General features: G+C 72.3%; 13 protein-coding genes. 12 read left to right on the top strand and 1 reads right to left on the bottom strand.

Going from position 1 to position 15,592, the window contains the following annotated elements; translation table 11 throughout:
* Nucleotides 1-158: 158 nt before the first annotated feature.
* From ACFXKG_RS31970 to ACFXKG_RS31920, 11 genes are all read left to right on the top strand, one after another.
* Nucleotides 159-815, top strand: coding sequence for a GntR family transcriptional regulator (locus ACFXKG_RS31970; RefSeq protein WP_382887128.1), 657 nt, complete (start codon nucleotides 159-161; stop codon nucleotides 813-815).
* Nucleotides 802-1,713, top strand: coding sequence for a dihydrodipicolinate synthase family protein (locus ACFXKG_RS31965; protein WP_384846456.1), 912 nt, complete (start codon nucleotides 802-804; stop codon nucleotides 1,711-1,713). Before ACFXKG_RS31970 ends, ACFXKG_RS31965 begins: the two co-directional genes overlap by 14 nt.
* Nucleotides 1,710-3,497 (top strand): L-arabinonate dehydratase, encoded by a 1,788-nt coding sequence (gene araD / locus ACFXKG_RS31960; RefSeq protein WP_384846454.1) that lies wholly within the window; start codon nucleotides 1,710-1,712, stop codon nucleotides 3,495-3,497. The genes ACFXKG_RS31965 and araD overlap by 4 nt, the downstream gene beginning before the upstream one ends.
* A 250-nt stretch (nucleotides 3,498-3,747) precedes the next feature.
* Entirely contained in the window at nucleotides 3,748-4,701 is a 954-nt protein-coding gene (locus tag ACFXKG_RS31955; RefSeq protein ID WP_384846452.1) for a carbohydrate ABC transporter permease, read from the top strand.
* A complete protein-coding gene (locus ACFXKG_RS31950) occupies nucleotides 4,698-5,603 on the top strand; it encodes a carbohydrate ABC transporter permease (protein ID WP_384846451.1) in 906 nt (301 codons plus the stop codon). Before ACFXKG_RS31955 ends, ACFXKG_RS31950 begins: the two co-directional genes overlap by 4 nt.
* 14 nt (nucleotides 5,604-5,617) lie before the next feature.
* Nucleotides 5,618-6,895: a Gfo/Idh/MocA family protein gene (locus ACFXKG_RS31945; RefSeq protein WP_384846449.1), complete on the top strand. Its 1,278-nt coding sequence runs from the start codon at nucleotides 5,618-5,620 to the stop codon at nucleotides 6,893-6,895.
* Entirely contained in the window at nucleotides 6,892-7,782 is an 891-nt protein-coding gene (locus ACFXKG_RS31940; protein WP_384846447.1) for a PmoA family protein, read from the top strand. The genes ACFXKG_RS31945 and ACFXKG_RS31940 overlap by 4 nt, the downstream gene beginning before the upstream one ends.
* Nucleotides 7,779-9,446 (top strand): family 43 glycosylhydrolase, encoded by a 1,668-nt coding sequence (locus tag ACFXKG_RS31935; RefSeq protein WP_384846445.1) that lies wholly within the window; start codon nucleotides 7,779-7,781, stop codon nucleotides 9,444-9,446. The genes ACFXKG_RS31940 and ACFXKG_RS31935 overlap by 4 nt, the downstream gene beginning before the upstream one ends.
* Entirely contained in the window at nucleotides 9,443-10,780 is a 1,338-nt protein-coding gene (locus tag ACFXKG_RS31930) for an ABC transporter substrate-binding protein (RefSeq protein WP_384846443.1), read from the top strand. The genes ACFXKG_RS31935 and ACFXKG_RS31930 overlap by 4 nt, the downstream gene beginning before the upstream one ends.
* Nucleotides 10,781-10,916: 136 nt before the next feature.
* Nucleotides 10,917-11,825 (top strand): rhamnogalacturonan acetylesterase, encoded by a 909-nt coding sequence (locus ACFXKG_RS31925; RefSeq protein ID WP_384846441.1) that lies wholly within the window; start codon nucleotides 10,917-10,919, stop codon nucleotides 11,823-11,825.
* Between the two features lie 25 nt (nucleotides 11,826-11,850).
* Entirely contained in the window at nucleotides 11,851-13,206 is a 1,356-nt protein-coding gene (locus tag ACFXKG_RS31920) for a polysaccharide lyase family 1 protein (RefSeq protein ID WP_384846439.1), read from the top strand.
* 61 nt (nucleotides 13,207-13,267) lie between these two features.
* Here the strand turns inward: ACFXKG_RS31920 and ACFXKG_RS31915 are convergent, their stop codons facing one another.
* Complete coding sequence (locus ACFXKG_RS31915; RefSeq protein ID WP_384846437.1) at nucleotides 13,268-14,092, bottom strand: putative protein N(5)-glutamine methyltransferase; 825 nt, start codon at nucleotides 14,090-14,092, stop codon at nucleotides 13,268-13,270.
* A 386-nt stretch (nucleotides 14,093-14,478) separates the two neighbouring features.
* Between ACFXKG_RS31915 and ACFXKG_RS31910 the strand changes: the two genes are divergently transcribed.
* Entirely contained in the window at nucleotides 14,479-15,558 is a 1,080-nt protein-coding gene (locus tag ACFXKG_RS31910; protein WP_384846435.1) for a lytic polysaccharide monooxygenase, read from the top strand.
* The last annotated feature ends 34 nt before the right edge of the window (nucleotides 15,559-15,592 follow it).

Genomic DNA, 15,592 nt, shown 5'->3' with positions numbered 1-15,592 from the left:
AATTAAGGATCTGTAGGCCGTACGTCAATGGTTCGGACGACATCCGTCGAAGCGCTTACTACTTCCGTCAGAAGCATTGACGAACCATGAACGCGGACCTAGCTTCATCGCGTCGTACTTCGTACGTCATATATGAGACGCGAGATCTGAGAGCGCCCATGGCCTTCGCACCGAGTCCGATCCCCTCCCGAACCCAGTACGTCCAGGAGGCGGTCAAGCACGCCATCCTGACCGGCGGGCTCAGTCCTGGCCAGGCCCTGGTCGAGACGGAACTCGCCGCGCAGTTCGGGGTGTCGAAGACACCGGTGCGGGAAGCGCTCAAGACCCTGGCCGGCACCGGCCTGGTCGTCATGAGCCAGTACAAGGGCGCCACCGTCCGCACGGTCGACGCCGCGATGGCCCACGAGGTCTACGACGTACGGCTGCTGCTGGAACCGGCGGCGCTGCGCCGCTCGCTGAGCCGCGGCGCCTCCCTGGAACCCGCCAGGGAAGCCCTGCTGCGCGCCGACGAGGCGGCCGACCGGGCCGAACGCTCGCTGGCCAACCGGGACTTCCACCGCTCGCTCTACCTGCCCTGCGGCAATCCGCTGCTGGCCAGGATGCTCGACGAGGTACGCGACCAGGCGGCCCTCGTCTCGACCGTGGCCTGGGCCGCCGTCCCGTCCTGGGAGCGGGAGGCGGGCGAGCACCGGGAGATCCTGCGCCTCGCCCTGGCCGGTGACACCGACGGCGCGGCCGGCGCCCTCCACGATCACATCGCCTCGTTTCTGCACCGGGCGTTCCCCGAAGGAGAGACCACGCATGAAGAGCCCTGATCTCACATCGTCGCGGGACGCGCTCGCCGATGTCGTGGCGATCCCCGTGACACCGTTCACCGCCGACGACACCGTCGACACCGCGGCCCACCGGGCGCTGCTCCGCCGGCTGCTCGACGGCGGCGTCCGCACCCTCACCCCGAACGGCAACACCGGCGAGTACTACGCGCTCGGCCCCGACGAGCGGCGCGCGGTCACGGAGCTGACGATCGAGGAGGCCGCGGGCGAGGCCGCGATCCTCGTCGGGATCGGCCTCGACGTGCCGACCGCGGTGGCCGCCGCCGAGCACGCGCGCGCCGCGGGCGCCGGGATGGTGATGGTCCACCAGCCCGTGCACCCCTACGTCTCGCAGGACGGCTGGGTCGACTACCACCGCGCGATCGCCGAGGCCGTACCGGAGCTGGGCGTCGTACCGTACATCCGCAACCCGCAGCTCGCCGGTGAGACCCTCGCCCGGCTCGGGGAGCTGTGCCCCAATGTCATCGGCGCGAAGTACGCCGTGCCGGACGCCGCGCGGTTCGCCGCCTTCGCCCGCGACGCGGGTCTCGAACGCTTCGTGTGGGTCGCGGGCCTCGCCGAGCTGTACGCCCCCTCGTACTTCGCGGGCGGCGCGACCGGCTTCACCTCGGGGCTCGTCAATGTCGCCCCCGCGGTCTCGCTGGGGATGCTGGAGGCGCTGCGCGCCGGGGACTACGCGGGCGCCATGAAGGTCTGGGAGCAGATCAGGCCCTTCGAGGAGCTGCGGGCCGCGCACCAGTCCGCCGACAACGTCACGGTCGTCAAGGAGGCGCTGGCCGCGCTCGGGCTCTGCCGGCGCGACATCCGCCCGCCGAGCCGGGCGCTGCCCGAGGAGCGGCGCGCGGCGGTCGCGGCGCTGGCGGCGGGGTGGGCGATATGACACCGGACCCCGGACACACGCCGAACTCCGGACACGCCCCGGCAGACGGGGCCGCCGAGGGGGCCCTCGTACGCCCCGAGGAGCTGCGCAGCCACCAGTGGTGGGGGACGGACGGGCTGCGCTCGTTCAGCCACCGGGCCCGCACCCGCCAGCTCGGCTACCTCCCCGAGGAGCACCTCGGCAAGCCGGTCGTCGCGATCCTCAACACCTGGTCCGACATCAACCCGTGCCATGTCCATCTGCGGGACCGCGCCCAGGCGGTGAAGCGCGGGGTGTGGCAGGCCGGCGGCTTCCCGCTGGAGTTCCCCGTCTCGACGCTCTCCGAGACGTTCCAGAAGCCGACGCCGATGCTCTACCGCAACATGCTGGCGATGGAGACGGAGGAGCTGCTGCGCTCGTACCCCGTCGACGGCGCGGTGCTCCTCGGCGGCTGCGACAAGTCGACGCCCGCGCTGCTGATGGGCGCGGCGAGCGTGGACCTGCCCGCCGTCTTCGTCCCGGCGGGGCCGATGCTGCCGGGGCACTGGCGCAACGAGGTCCTCGGCTCGGGCACCGACATGTGGAAGTACTGGGACGACAAGCGGGCCGGGCTGATCGGTGACACCGAGATGGCCGAGCTGGAGAACGGCCTCGCCCGCTCCCCCGGCACCTGTATGACGATGGGCACCGCCTCCACGCTCACCGCCGCCGCCGAGGCGCTCGGGGTGACACTGCCGGGGGCGTCCTCGATCCCGGCGGTCGACGCCGCGCACGACCGGATGGCCGCCGCCTCCGGACGGCGGATCGTCGAGCTGATCCGCAGCGATCTGCGCCTGTCGCAACTGCTGACCAGGGAGGCGTACGAGGACGCCGTCGCCACCGTGCTCGCGCTGGGCGGCTCCACCAACGCGGTGATCCATCTCATCGCGATGGCGGGCCGGTCCGGACTGCGGCTCACCCTCGACGACTTCGACCGGATCGCCAGGACCGTACCGGTGCTCGCCAACCTCCGGCCCGGCGGCCAGTACCTGATGGAGGACTTCTACTTCGCGGGCGGGCTGCCCGGCTTCCTGAGCCGGCTCACCGACGTCCTGCACCTGGACCGGCCGACCGTCGCCCACGCCACCCTGCGGGAGCAGCTCGCCGGCGCGCTCGTGCACAATCCGGAGGTGATCCGCCCGCGGGAGAAGCCGCTCGCGGACGAGGGCGGGGTGGCGGTGCTGCGGGGCAATCTCTGCCCGGACGGCGCGGTCATCAAACACATCGCCGCGACCCCCGCGCTCCTGCGGCACACCGGTCCCGCGGTGGTCTTCGACGACTACCGGACCATGCAGCGGACCATCAACGACCCGGCGCTCGCGATCACCCCCGACCATGTGCTGGTGCTGCGGAACTCCGGGCCCAAGGGCGGCCCGGGGATGCCGGAGTACGGGATGCTGCCGATCCCCGACTACCTGCTCAAGCAGGGTGTACGGGACATGGTGCGGCTCTCCGACGCCCGGATGAGCGGCACGAGTTACGGCGCGTGCGTCCTGCACATCGCGCCCGAGTCGTACGTCGGCGGGCCGCTCGCGCTGGTCCGCACCGGCGACTCCATCACCCTGGACGTCGAGGCCCGCAGCCTTCACCTGCACGTGACGGACGAGGAGCTGGCGAGCCGGCGGGCCGGGTGGACCGCGCCGGAGCCCCGGTTCCAGCGCGGGTACGGCGCCCTCTACGACGAGCAGATCACGCAGGCCGACACCGGCTGCGACTTCGCCTTCCTCGCCCGCCCCGGCGAGGTGCCGGACCCGTACGTCGGCTGAGCGGTACGCCGCCGAGCCGACCACCGGCCGAGCCGGACCCGTACGCCGGTCGAGCCGGATCCGTACACCGGCCGACAGCCGGACCCGTACACCCGCCGAGCCCGACCCGTACACCGGCCGACAGCCGGTCACCGCGTGTCCCCGCCCCCTCAGGGGACCGCCCCCGCACCCGACGCCCCGCACACCACCGGGTCCGATCCGTCGGACCCGGTCTGCGAAAGGCTTCACCCACCGAACGGAGAAGCAAGTCATGGCCTCTGCTGTGGCGCAGGACTCAGGGGCTCCGCCCCAGGCCCCCCGGCCCAGGAAACCGGGGCGCCGTAACGGAGTGGCACCGCGCCGCCTCCCGTATCTGCTGATCGCCCCCGCCGGACTGCTGATGCTGGGCTTCATCGCCTATCCGATGCTCAGCGTCTTCTACTACAGCCTCCAGAACTACAACGCCACCAAGCCCTGGCGGAACGGTTTCGCGGGCCTGGACAACTTCCGGCGGATCTTCACCGACGACCCGCTGTTCTGGGACAGCCTGATCTTCAGCGCCAAGTGGGTGGTCACCGAGGTCAGCCTCCAGCTGGCCTTCGGCCTGATCCTGGCCCTGCTGGTCAACCAGACGTTCCTGGGCCGGGCCCTGGCCCGCTCGCTGGTCTTCTCACCGTGGGCGGTCTCGGGCGTCCTGACCACCACGATCTGGCTGCTGCTCTACAACCCCTCGACGGGCGTGGGGCGTTACCTCGCGGACGCGGGCATCGGCGAGTACGGCTCGTCCGTGCTCTCCGACACCGGCACCGTCTTCTGGGCGGCGGTCCTCGCCGAACTCTGGCGCGGCGTACCGTTCTTCGCCATTCTCATCCTGGCGGACCTCCAGTCCATCCCGGGGGATCTGTACGAGGCCGCCTCGGTCGACGGCGCCAACCGGTTCCAGCAGTTCTTCCACATCACCCTGCCCCACCTCAGGGACGCGATCATCCTCTCCACCCTGCTCAGGGCGGTGTGGGAGTTCAACAACGTCGACCTGCTGCTCACCCTCACCAAGGGCGGGCCCGCCGGTGTCACCACCACACTGCCGCTGTATGTCGCGGTCACCGGGTTCGAGGCACACGACTTCGGCTATGCCACCGCGCTGACCACCGTCGCCTTCATGATCCTCCTCTTCTGCTCGATTCTCTATCTGCGCCTGAGCAAGTTCGGAGGCGATCACAAGTGACCACCGCCATCGCCGAGAAGGGCCTGAGCGACGTGTCCGCGACCGGCGGCCCGGTACCTCCGCCCACCCGCCGCCGGCGCCGCGGGCGCCGGTTCGACGAGGTCCCCCGCTGGCAGATCTATGTGCCGCTCGGTCTCTATCTCCTCTTCACCCTCATCCCGTTCTACTGGATGGTGCTGTTCTCGCTGCGGCCCGCCGGATCCACCTCGCTGGTGCCGTGGCCGATCACCTTCGACCACTTCGAGAAGGTGTGGAACGAGCGCAGCTTCTCCGTCTTCTTCCAGAACAGCGCGCTGATCGGCGTCTTCACCCTGATCTTCACGACGGGGGTCGCGCTGGCCGGCGGCTACGCCCTGGCCCGCTTCGACTTCCGGATCAAGCAGACCTTCATGCTGGCGCTGCTCTGCTCGCAGTTCATCCCGGGCGCGCTGATGCTGGTGCCGCTCTTCCAGATCTTCAAGAACCTCCAGCTCATCAACTCCCCGGTGAGCGTGGTCATCGCGGAGACCGTCTTCCAGCTCCCGCTGTCGATCATTCTGATCAGCGGCTTCATCAAGAACGTCCCGTACTCCCTGGAGGAGGCGGCCTGGGTGGACGGCTGCTCACGGCTCCAGGCGTTCCGGATCGTGGTGCTGCCGATGCTGCGGCCGGGGCTGATCGCCGTGGGCTCCTTCGCCTTCGTGCACAGCTGGAACCACTTCCTGTTCGCGCTGATGTTCCTGATGGAACAGGACAAGCAGACGATCCCGGTCGGGCTCTCCACCCTCATCGGCTCGGACAGTGTGGACTTCGGCGCGCTGGCGGCGGGCGGTGTGATCTCCGCGGTGCCGGTGGTCATCGTCTTCGCCTTCATCCAGAAGTGGCTGATCAGCGGCTTCAGCGCGGGGGCGGTGAAGGGATGAGCCACCGGGTCCCGATGAGCCGGCCGGTCCCCCCGTCCCCCGCCGCGCTGCCCCCGGGTCCGCTGCCCGTGGTGCTGGCCGGTGCGCGCGGCCACGGCCGTACACATCTGGTCAACATCCACCGGCTCGAACAGGCGGGTCTGGTACGGCTCGTGGGCATCTGCGAGCTGACCCCGCTGAGCGCGGAGGAGCTGGCCGGCTTCGGTGCCCCCGAGCAGTCCGACGACTTCGCCGGTCTACTGAAGCGCACGGGGGCGCGGGTCGCCGTGGTGTGCACCCCCATCCACACGCACACCGAACTCGCGCTCGTCGCCGCCGACCACGGGGTGCACACCCTGCTGGAGAAGCCGACCACACCGTCGTACGGGGAGTTCGAGCGGCTGCTCGCCGGGCTGGCCGAGCGGGGCACCGCCTGCCAGGTCGGCTTCCAGTCGCTCGGCTCGGACGCCGTCGACGCCATCGGGCGGCTGGTCGCGGACGGTGCGATCGGATCCGTACGCGGGATCGGCGCGGCCGGGGCCTGGGTGCGCGACGACGCGTACTACCACCGGGTGCCGTGGGCCGGGCGGCGCTCCCTGAACGGGCGGGACGTCGTGGACGGGGTGCTCACCAACCCGCTGGCGCACGCCGTCGCGACCGCGCTCCGCCTCGACGGCAGCGAACGGGCCGAGGACATCGCCGGGATCGAGCTGGAGCAGTTCCGGGCCAACGACATCGAGGCCGACGACACCAGCTGTCTGCGGGTACGCACGGCCAGGGGGACCCGGATCACGGTCGCCGTCACGCTCTGCGCGGAGCGGGCCGGGGAGCCGTACGTCGTGGTCCACGGCAGCCGGGGCCGGATCACCTTCTGGTACAAGCAGGACCGGGTGCTCGTGGAGCGCGCGGAGGACGGTGCGCACGACGACGGCGCGGCGGACGGGTCCGGGTACGGGGCGTCCGGCACGGATCCTGCCGGTACGAGTCCGTCCGGTACGGATCCGGCCGGCACCGTCCACGGGCGCACGGACCTGCTGGAGAACCTGGTCGCGCATCTGCGCGACGGCACGGAACTGCTCGTACCGGCCCCGCGCACCGGCGCGTTCATGCGGATCGTCGAGGCCATCAGGACCGGCCCGCCGCCCACCCCGCTGCCCGCCGGGGCCTGGCACACCGTGCCGGGCGAGAAGGCGCCGCGCCGGGTCGTCCACGGCATCGACGCACTGGTCGCGGCGAGCGCGGACACCCTCTCCACCTTTTCCGAACTGGGCGCGGGCTGGGCCGCGCCACCGACGGAGGTGCACCCCCGATGAGCGAGCCACAGGTATCCCGAGCCCCGGCGGTCACGATGCTGCGCTGTGACGCCCGCCCGGTGGCCGGCTACCACCACCGGCCGCCGCGGCTCCCCTCGACCGCCGCGCCGCGCCCGTACCTGCACCCCGTACGGACCCTCGGCGGCGTCACCGTCACCGAGCTGCGCCCCGCGGACCACGCGCACCACCTCGGGGTGTCGATGGCCGTACCGGACGTGTCGGGCACCGGGCTCCCGGCGGTCAACTTCTGGGGCGGGCGTACGTACGTGCGCGACCAGGGCCCGGTGGCGCTCGACAACCACGGCGCGCAGGAACACACCGGCTGGCTGCTGCGGGACCCGGACGGCTGTGTGCAGGAGCTGTCCTGGACCCGGGAGGGCCGCGAACTCCTCAAGGAGCGGCGCACGATCAGTGTGCTCGCGCTCTCCGCCGACGCGTGGGCCCTCGACTTCACCTCGGCGCTGACCAATGTGTCCGGCGGGGACCTCTCCTTCGGCAGCCCGGCCACCAACGGGCGGCCGGGCGCGGGGTACGGCGGCTTCTTCTGGCGGGCCCCGAAGGAGGACGCGGCGGACCCGGCGCCCGACGTGTTCACCGGGACGGCGAGCGGCGAGGACGCGGTGCACGGCACCACCGCCGAGTGGCTGGCGCTCGCGGGACGGGAGTGGACGCTGGTCTTCGCCGGGGCCAACGAGGAGACCCGGCAGGACCCCTGGTTCGTCCGCACCGGCCAGTACCCAGGGGTGGGCTCCGCGCTGGCCTGGGGACGGCGGCTGCCGCTGGCCGCGGGCGGCAGCCTGTCGCGGCGGATCGTCACGGTCGTCGCGGACGGCCGCCTCGACCGCCCGGCCGCGTCGGCCCTGGCCCGTAAGGCGGTGACGGCGTGAGCCTGCCGTGGACCGCCGACCTCGGCGACGGTACGTACCGCAACCCGGTGCTGGCCGCCGACTGGTCGGACCCGGACGCGATCCGGGTCGGCGACGACTACTACCTCACCGCCTCCAGCTTCGGCCGGGTGCCGGGGCTGCCGCTGCTGCACTCCCGCGATCTCGTCAACTGGACGCTGATCGGCCACGCCCTGGAGCGGCTGGAGCCCGCCGACGCGTTCGCCTCGCCCCGGCACGACTGCGGGGTGTGGGCGCCCGCGCTCCGGTATCACGGCGGCCGGTTCTGGATCTTCTGGGGCGACCCCGACCACGGCATCTACCAGATCAACTCGGCCGACATCACGGGGCCTTGGAGCAGACCGCACCTCCTCAAGGTGGGCAAGGGACTGATCGACGCCTGCCCGCTGTGGGACGAGGAGACCGGCGAGGCGTATCTCGTGCACGCCTGGGCCAAGTCCCGGTCGGGGGTGAAGAACCGGCTGACCGGACACCGGATGAGCCCGGACGGGCGCGAGCTGCTCGACGGCGGCAGGACCGTGGTGGACGGGGACCGGCTGCCCGGCTGGTTCACCCTGGAAGGGCCCAAGCTCCACCGGCGCGACGGCTGGTTCTGGATCTTCGCGCCCGCCGGGAGTGTCACCACCGGCTGGCAAGGGGTCTTCCGCGCACGGGAGTTCTTCGGGCCGTACGAGGAGCGGGTGGTGCTCGCCCAGGGGCGCACGGAGATCAACGGGCCGCACCAGGGCGCCTGGGTGACGGGGGCGGGGGCCGCCGGCGACTGGTTCCTGCACTTCCAGGAGCGCGGCGCGTACGGCCGGGTCGTGCACCTCCAGCCGATGCACTGGACCACCGGCGACAACGACGGCTGGCCGGTCATCGGCGCCGACGGCGAGCCCGTCCTCACCCACCCGAAGCCCGCCGTCCCCGCGCGGCTCCCCGCGCCGCCGGTCACCGCGCCCGCCACCGACGACGACTTCCCCGGCGGCCGCTTCGGACCGCAGTGGCAGTGGACCGCGAACCCGCAGCCCGGCTGGACGCTCCCGCACCCCGGCGACGGGCTGCGGCTGGTCCCCCGGCGGACGCCGGACGCGCACGATCTGCGCCTGCTGTCCAGTGTGCTGGTGCAGCGGCTGCCCGCCGAGACGTTCACCGTCACCGTCGCGCTCTCCCTGGAGAGCACCGAAAGCACCGAGGGCGCGCAGGGGGCGGAGAGCACCGGGAGCGCGGAGAAGGCGGGCGGTGGCGAGCCCGGCACGAAGGCGGGGCTCGCCGTCCTCGGGGACGCCTTCTCCTGGATCGGTCTCGAACGCGGCGTGGACGGCGCGGTCGCGCTCGTGCACCGCTTCGCGGAGACCGGCGCGCCCCGCGAACGGCACGCCGCGGCCCCGCGCCCGGCGCCCGGTGGACGCGCCGTGCTCCGGATCGAGGTGGGCCCCGGCGCGCGCTGCCGGTTCTCCGCCGACACGGGGGACGGCTTCCGCCCCTCGGGCCAGGTCTTCGCGGCCACGCCCTGGCGCTGGGTCGGCGCGCTGCTGGGGCTGTTCGCCACGGCGCCGGCCGACGGGGAGGGGGCGGCCGGGACAGCCGCCTTCTCCTCGTTCCGCTGCCACTCCCCACTCACCCGACCCCTCCACTCAACGACGAGAGAGAAGAGCCTGACATGAGAATCCCCACGGCATCCGGCGGCAGAGGACGCGGCTCCGCAGCCGTCGCCCTGACCGCCGTACTCGCCCTGACCGCGACCGCGTGCGGTGACGACGGCAGCGGCAGCGGCGACGAGGGCTCCGGCAAGGGCGAGATCACCCTCTGGGACAACAACACCGGTGAGCGCCGGGAGATCTGGGCGCAGATCATCAAGGACTTCGAGGCGCAGAACCCGGACATCAAGGTCAAGTACGTCGGGCTCCCGATCGATCAGGTCCAGGCGAAGTACGACACGGCGATCGACGGCGGCGGGCTTCCGGACGTCGGCGGGGTGGGTACCGCGTACCTCTCCAACCTGGTGGTACGGGACGTCCTGGACCGGGTCGACCAGCGTATCGACGCCGGTCCGCTCAAGGGCAAGCTCGTCCCCGCGATGGTGGACAGCGTCAAGGCGGCGGGCGGCCGGGACGGCATGTACTCCGTGCCGACGTCCACCAACAACGGCACGCTCTGGTACCGCACGGATCTGTTCTCGGCCGCCGGTCTCGAACCGCCCACCACCTGGTCGAAGTTCTACGCGGCGGCGGAGAAGCTGACCGACGCGGGGAAGAACGAGTTCGGCTACACGATCCGGGGCGGCGCGGGGTCCATCGCGCCGGCGATGGACGCGATGTACGGGCAGTCCGGCATCACGTCCTTCTGGGACGGTGACAAGACCACGGTCAACGACCCCAGGAACGTGGCCGCGCTGGAGAAGTACGTCGCCCTGTACAAGAAGGTGACGCCGTCGGCCGACGTCAACAACGACTTCATCAAGATGGTCGCGCAGTGGGACAACGGCTCGATCGGGATGCTGACCCACAACCTGGCCTCGTACCAGGACCATGTGAAGGCGCTCGGCAACGAGAAGTTCAAGGGCCTGCCCTACCCGGCGCAGGAGGACGGCACCCGCGTGCAGGTCTCCAACCCGGTCGACGGGCTCGGGCTGTTCAAGAACAGCAAGAACAAGGCGGCGGGCTGGAAGTTCATCGAGTTCGCCGCCTCCCACAAGTCCAACAGCGCGTGGAACGCGTCGGCAGGCTCCATCCCGGCCAACACCGACGCCGCCGGTGACGCCTGGATCAAGGACGCCGTGCCGACGGCCACCGCGATGAAGGCCCTCAGCGACGGCTCGACCAAGCTCGTCAACCTGCCGTACTACCTGCCCGACTGGAACACCATCAGCAAGAGCGGCAACGAGCCGAACTTCCAGAAGGTGCTGCTCGGTGACATGACCCCGAAGGCGTTCGCGGACAAGCTCGCCAAGGAGCTGAACGACGCGCAGGCGGAGTGGAAGGAACAGAACAAGAGCTGAGCCGGGTGGCCCGGCCGAGAACCGAGAGCCGAGAACCGACGACCGGTCCGGCGGCGGGACCCACCGGCACCCACCGGCCCCGCCGCCGACCGCCTCCCCCTCCTCCGCCCGTGTCAGGAAAGCGAGGCACACCGTCGTGCCGATCTCCAGGAGACAGGCCGCCGCGGCCGCCCTCTCCGCACTCCCGTCGGCCGCGTTACCCCAGGCCGCACTCGCCCAGGCCGCCGCCGCGGCGCCGTCGGCGGCCGGGGCGCCCCGCGGCCCCGGGCCGGCGGGCCCCCGTACCGTCCACATCGCGGGCGACTCCACCGCCGCGGACAAGTACCGGAGCGCCGCCCCCGAGTCCGGCTGGGGCACGGCCCTTCCGTTCTTCCTCGGGAAGCACCTCACCGTCGCCAACCACGCCGTGAACGGCCGCAGTTCGAAGAGCTTCCTGGACGAGGGGCGGCTCGCCCCGGTCCTGGAGGCCCTGCGCCCCGGCGATCTGCTGCTCGTCCAGTTCGGACACAACGACGAGAAGGCCGACGACCCCACCCGCTACACCGAGCCCTGGACCACCTACCAGGAGTGCCTGCGGGTGTACGTGGCGGGCGCGGCGGCGGCCGGGGCGCGCGCCGTGCTGCTCACCTCCGTGGAGCGCCGCAGGTTCGACACGGCGGGCAACTCCCTTCCCACACACGGAGATTACCCGGCGGCGATGCGCGCGCTGGCGGCGGCGGAGCGGGTGCCGCTGCTGGATCTCCAGGCCATGACGCTGGCCCTGTGGCAGCGCCTCGGTGTGACGGAGAGCAAGGCGTACTTCAACTGGCTCGCCCCGGGCGAGTCCCCGAACTACCCCGACGGGGTCTCGGACAACACGCACTTCCGGCCCCGCGGCGCCGTCGCGGTGGCCCGTCTGGTGGCCCGCGCGCTGCGTGCCGAGCGGGTGCTGGCCCCCCGCGAGGTGCGCCGCCTCGACGCGGAGATCCCCGGGTCCTGGCTCACCTGGCTCGACGACCGAGCACCCGCCGCACCACCGGCACGCACCACCACCGACATGAGATGACCCGACCGACCGAGGAGAAGCAGTCATGCGCACCTTTGGACGTCACGCACGGCTCACCGCCACAGCGGTGGTGTGCGGCACCACCCTGGCCCTGGCCACGCTCGCCGCACCGGCGCAGGCCGGCACGGGTACGGGCAGCGGCGCGAGTACGGGCACGGCGGGCCGCTCCGCCGAGCGCGCGGCCCTCACCCCGGGCGACGGCTGGGGCTCCGCCGGCACCGGCACCACCGGTGGCCGGGCCGCCGACGCCGGGCACGTCTACACCGTCACCACCTGGGCCGAGTTCAGAGCGGCGCTGGCGAAGGCCGGCGGCGCCCCGTCGATCATCCGGGTCAAGGGCACCCTCGACGCGCTCTCGGACGAGCAGGGCAACTCCCGTACCTGCGCCGACTACGCGGTCCCCGGCTACTCCTTCGAGCAGTACCTCGCCGACTACGACCCGGCGGTGTGGGGGTACGAGAACCCGGTGAGCGGCGAGCAGGAGGACCTGCGGGCGGCCTCCGCCAAGCAGCAGGCCGCGCAGATCATGGCGTACGTCCCGGCGAACACAACTGTCGTCGGCGTCGGCCGGGACGCCCGGATCCTCGGCGGCAGCCTCCAGGTCAGGAACGTCGACAACGTCATCGTCCGCAACCTCACCTTCGAGGACGCCTACGACTGCTTCCCGCAGTGGGACCCGACCGACGGCGACGTCGGCGAGTGGAACTCCGAGTACGACAACCTGGTGGTGTACGGCACGACCCATGTCTGGGTGGATCACAACACGTTCACCGACGGCCGCCGCCCGGACAGCGCGCAGCCGCGCCACTTCGGCCGGCTGTACCAGCAGCACGACGGGCTGCTGGACATCGTCCGGGGCGCCGATCTGGTCACCGTCTCGTGGAACGTCTTCGCCGACCACGACAAGACCATGCTGATCGGCAACAGCGACAGCGCGGCGGCCGACGACCGGGGCAAGCTCAAGGTCACCCTGCACCACAACCGGTTCCGGAACGTCAAGGAGCGGGCGCCCCGCGTCCGTTTCGGCCAGGTGGACACGTACAACAACCACTACGTGGCCGAGCGGCCGGAGAACTTCGGGTACTCCTTCGGCATCGGTATCGAGTCCCAACTGGTCGCCGAGAAGAACGCGTTCACGCTGGGGGCGGACGTGCGTCCGGCGACGATCCTGAAGAAGTGGAAGGACGCGCCGGTCACCACCGCGGACAACTACGTCAACGGACGTCCCGTGGACCTGCTCGCCGTTCACAACGCGGAGATCCCCGAGGAGACCCTGCGCCCCGACGCGGGGTGGACGCCCACCCTGCGTACCGCCGTGGACCCGCCGCGCGCGGTGCCGCGCGTGGTCGACGCGGGGGCGGGCGCCGGAAAGCTGCGCTGAGCGCGGCGCGCACCCGGTGAGCGGCGGGTCCGGGGAGGGCGGCCTCCCCCGGACCCGCCGCTCAGCCGCTGTACGCCACCGTCCCGATGACGACGGTGGCGTACAGCTCGTCCGAGGAGCACACGCGCGGGACCAGCCCGTTCGCGGCGAATGTCTCGGCCGCCCCCGCCGCCTGCCGCTCACTCGTCTCGACGAGCAGGGAGCCGCCCGGGGCCAGCCAGCCGGGCGCCTCCGCCGTGACCCGGCGCAGTACGTCGAGCCCGTCGGCGCCGCCGTCGAGGGCGCCGCGCGCCTCGTGGATCCGGGCCTCGGGGGGCAGCAGCCCGACCTCCTCGGTGGGGACGTACGGCACATTGGCGAGCAGGATGTCGACCCGGCCGCGCAGCGCGGCGGGCAGCGGCGCGTAGAGATCGCCCTCGTAGACCCGGGCCCCGGCGGGGACGTTGCGCCGGGCGCACCGTACGGCGGCGGGGTCGATGTCGGCGGCGTACAGCTCGGCCCCGTCGAGCGCGGCGGCCAGCGCCGCGCCGAGCGCGCCGGTGCCGCAGCACAGGTCCACGACGACCGCGCGGGGCGGGGCGAGCGCGGCGGCCCGGTCGACCAGGAACTCGGTACGGCGGCGGGGCACGAAGACCCCGGGGTCGACGGCGACCCGCAGCCCGTGGAACTCCGCCCAGCCGAGAACGTGTTCCAGCGGCAGCCCGCCGGCCCGGCGGCCGACCATCGCGGCGAGCTCGTCCGGGGTGCGGGCGGCGGAGACGAGCAGGCGCGCCTCGTCCTCGGCGAAGACACAGCCGGCGGCCCGGAGCCTGGCCACGACATCGGACGGCGGCGCGGCGGCGGACGAGGAGGGAGAGGAGGAAGAAGGGGAGGAAGCAGAGGACACGGGGAGCCTTTCGGGATGCCGAGGGGCACTCCCGGGCGGTCACCTATGCCTGATGGACCGCACGGCCGTGGGAGAGGAGCGCCCGACCTGGTACAGCGGTGATGGGTCTCGCCTCCTTCGGTGGCCGGTGGGTAGGTCACTGTGTGCGTCGGTCACCCTACCCGAGGGAGCCCCCGGGGCGCGCGGGCCTACGCGACGGCTCTTTCTCAGGCCCCTCTTAGCCGCGCCTTAACTGCGGCATAAGGATTGGCTCCGACCCCTCTCAACAGGCGATTCCGGGGTTTCGAACGGCTAGCTTGCTGATCGCTGGGGCGGCACGGGGGCGGGGAGGCCGCCTGCCGCTCCGGCGGTCTCGCGCACGTTCCCCTCCGAAGGAGATCCATTCAATGACCGCTCGACGCACGGCCACCGGGATCGTCACCCTCGGCCTCGCCCCGCTCGCGCTGGCCGGTCTGACCGCCGCGCCCGCCGCCGCCCACGGTTCGATGACGGACCCGGTCAGCCGGGTCGCCGCGTGCTTCGCCGAGGGGCCCGAGAGTCCGAAGTCGGCGGCGTGCAAGGCGGCGATCGCGGCCAGCGGGACGCAGGCGTTCTACGACTGGAACGAGGTCAACATCCCCGACGCCGCCGGGAACCACCGGCAGATCATCCCGGACGGGAAGCTGTGCGGCGCGGGCCGGGACAAGTACAAGGGGCTCGACCTGCCCCGCGCCGACTGGCCGTCGTCGCCGATGAACGCGGGCAACCGGACCTTCCGTTACAAGGCCACCGCGCCGCACCGGGGCTCCTTCGAGCTGTACCTCACCAAGGACGGTTACGACCCGTCGCAGCCGCTGAAGTGGTCCGACCTGGAGGAGAAGCCCTTCCTGAAGGTCGTCGACCCGAAGCTGGAGGACGGCGCGTACGTCTTCGACGGGGTGGTGCCGAACCGCTCGGGCCGGCACCTCCTCTACTCGATCTGGCAGCGCTCGGACAGCCCGGAGGCGTTCTACACCTGCTCGGACGTGGTCTTCGGCCAGGACAACGGGGGTACGGCGGGCGGCGGGGCGGGCAGCGCGCCCACCGCCGCGCCCGCCGCGTCCGCGCCGACGGACCGGACCATCGAGGAGGGCACGGACAAGTCCTCCGTCGACCACAACGGCCACGGCGGGGACGCGGGCCACACCACCGCCCCCGAGCGGACGCCCGCCGAGGATGCCGCCGAGCCGCCCGCCGCGGCCGGCCAGGAGGCCACCGGCGACGACGCCGACGCCACCGACGGGCCCGAGGTGAAGGCCGCCGGCGCCCCCGCCACACAGCCGGCCGCGCAGCCCGCGGGCGGCCAGGAGAACCTCGCCGAGACCGGGGGCAGCACCGCCACCCCGTATCTCGCGGTCGCCGGGGCGGCGGCCCTCGCCCTCGGCGCGGCGGTGACGTTCGGCACGGTGCGGCGCCGGACGGCCACGACCGGACGCCACAGCCGCTGAGGCCGAGCCGGCCCCGTACCGCCCACGGGGTAGG

Source organism: Streptomyces sp. NPDC059255 (assembly GCF_042752355.1).
Taxonomy (GTDB): domain Bacteria; phylum Actinomycetota; class Actinomycetes; order Streptomycetales; family Streptomycetaceae; genus Streptomyces.
Note: the sequence above shows the minus strand (reverse complement) of the source record. Positions and strands in the feature narration are given on the sequence as shown.

Coding starts and splice junctions, on each gene's coding strand:
- ACFXKG_RS31940 (WP_384846447.1), top strand. CDS start 6,892: ATGAGCGAGCCACAGGTATCCCGAGCCCCGGCGGTCACGATGCTGCGC.
- ACFXKG_RS31945 (WP_384846449.1), top strand. CDS start 5,618: ATGAGCCGGCCGGTCCCCCCGTCCCCCGCCGCGCTGCCCCCGGGTCCG.
- araD (WP_384846454.1), top strand. CDS start 1,710: ATGACACCGGACCCCGGACACACGCCGAACTCCGGACACGCCCCGGCA.
- ACFXKG_RS31955 (WP_384846452.1), top strand. CDS start 3,748: ATGGCCTCTGCTGTGGCGCAGGACTCAGGGGCTCCGCCCCAGGCCCCC.
- ACFXKG_RS31930 (WP_384846443.1), top strand. CDS start 9,443: ATGAGAATCCCCACGGCATCCGGCGGCAGAGGACGCGGCTCCGCAGCC.
- ACFXKG_RS31920 (WP_384846439.1), top strand. CDS start 11,851: ATGCGCACCTTTGGACGTCACGCACGGCTCACCGCCACAGCGGTGGTG.
- ACFXKG_RS31970 (WP_382887128.1), top strand. CDS start 159: ATGGCCTTCGCACCGAGTCCGATCCCCTCCCGAACCCAGTACGTCCAG.
- ACFXKG_RS31910 (WP_384846435.1), top strand. CDS start 14,479: ATGACCGCTCGACGCACGGCCACCGGGATCGTCACCCTCGGCCTCGCC.
- ACFXKG_RS31965 (WP_384846456.1), top strand. CDS start 802: ATGAAGAGCCCTGATCTCACATCGTCGCGGGACGCGCTCGCCGATGTC.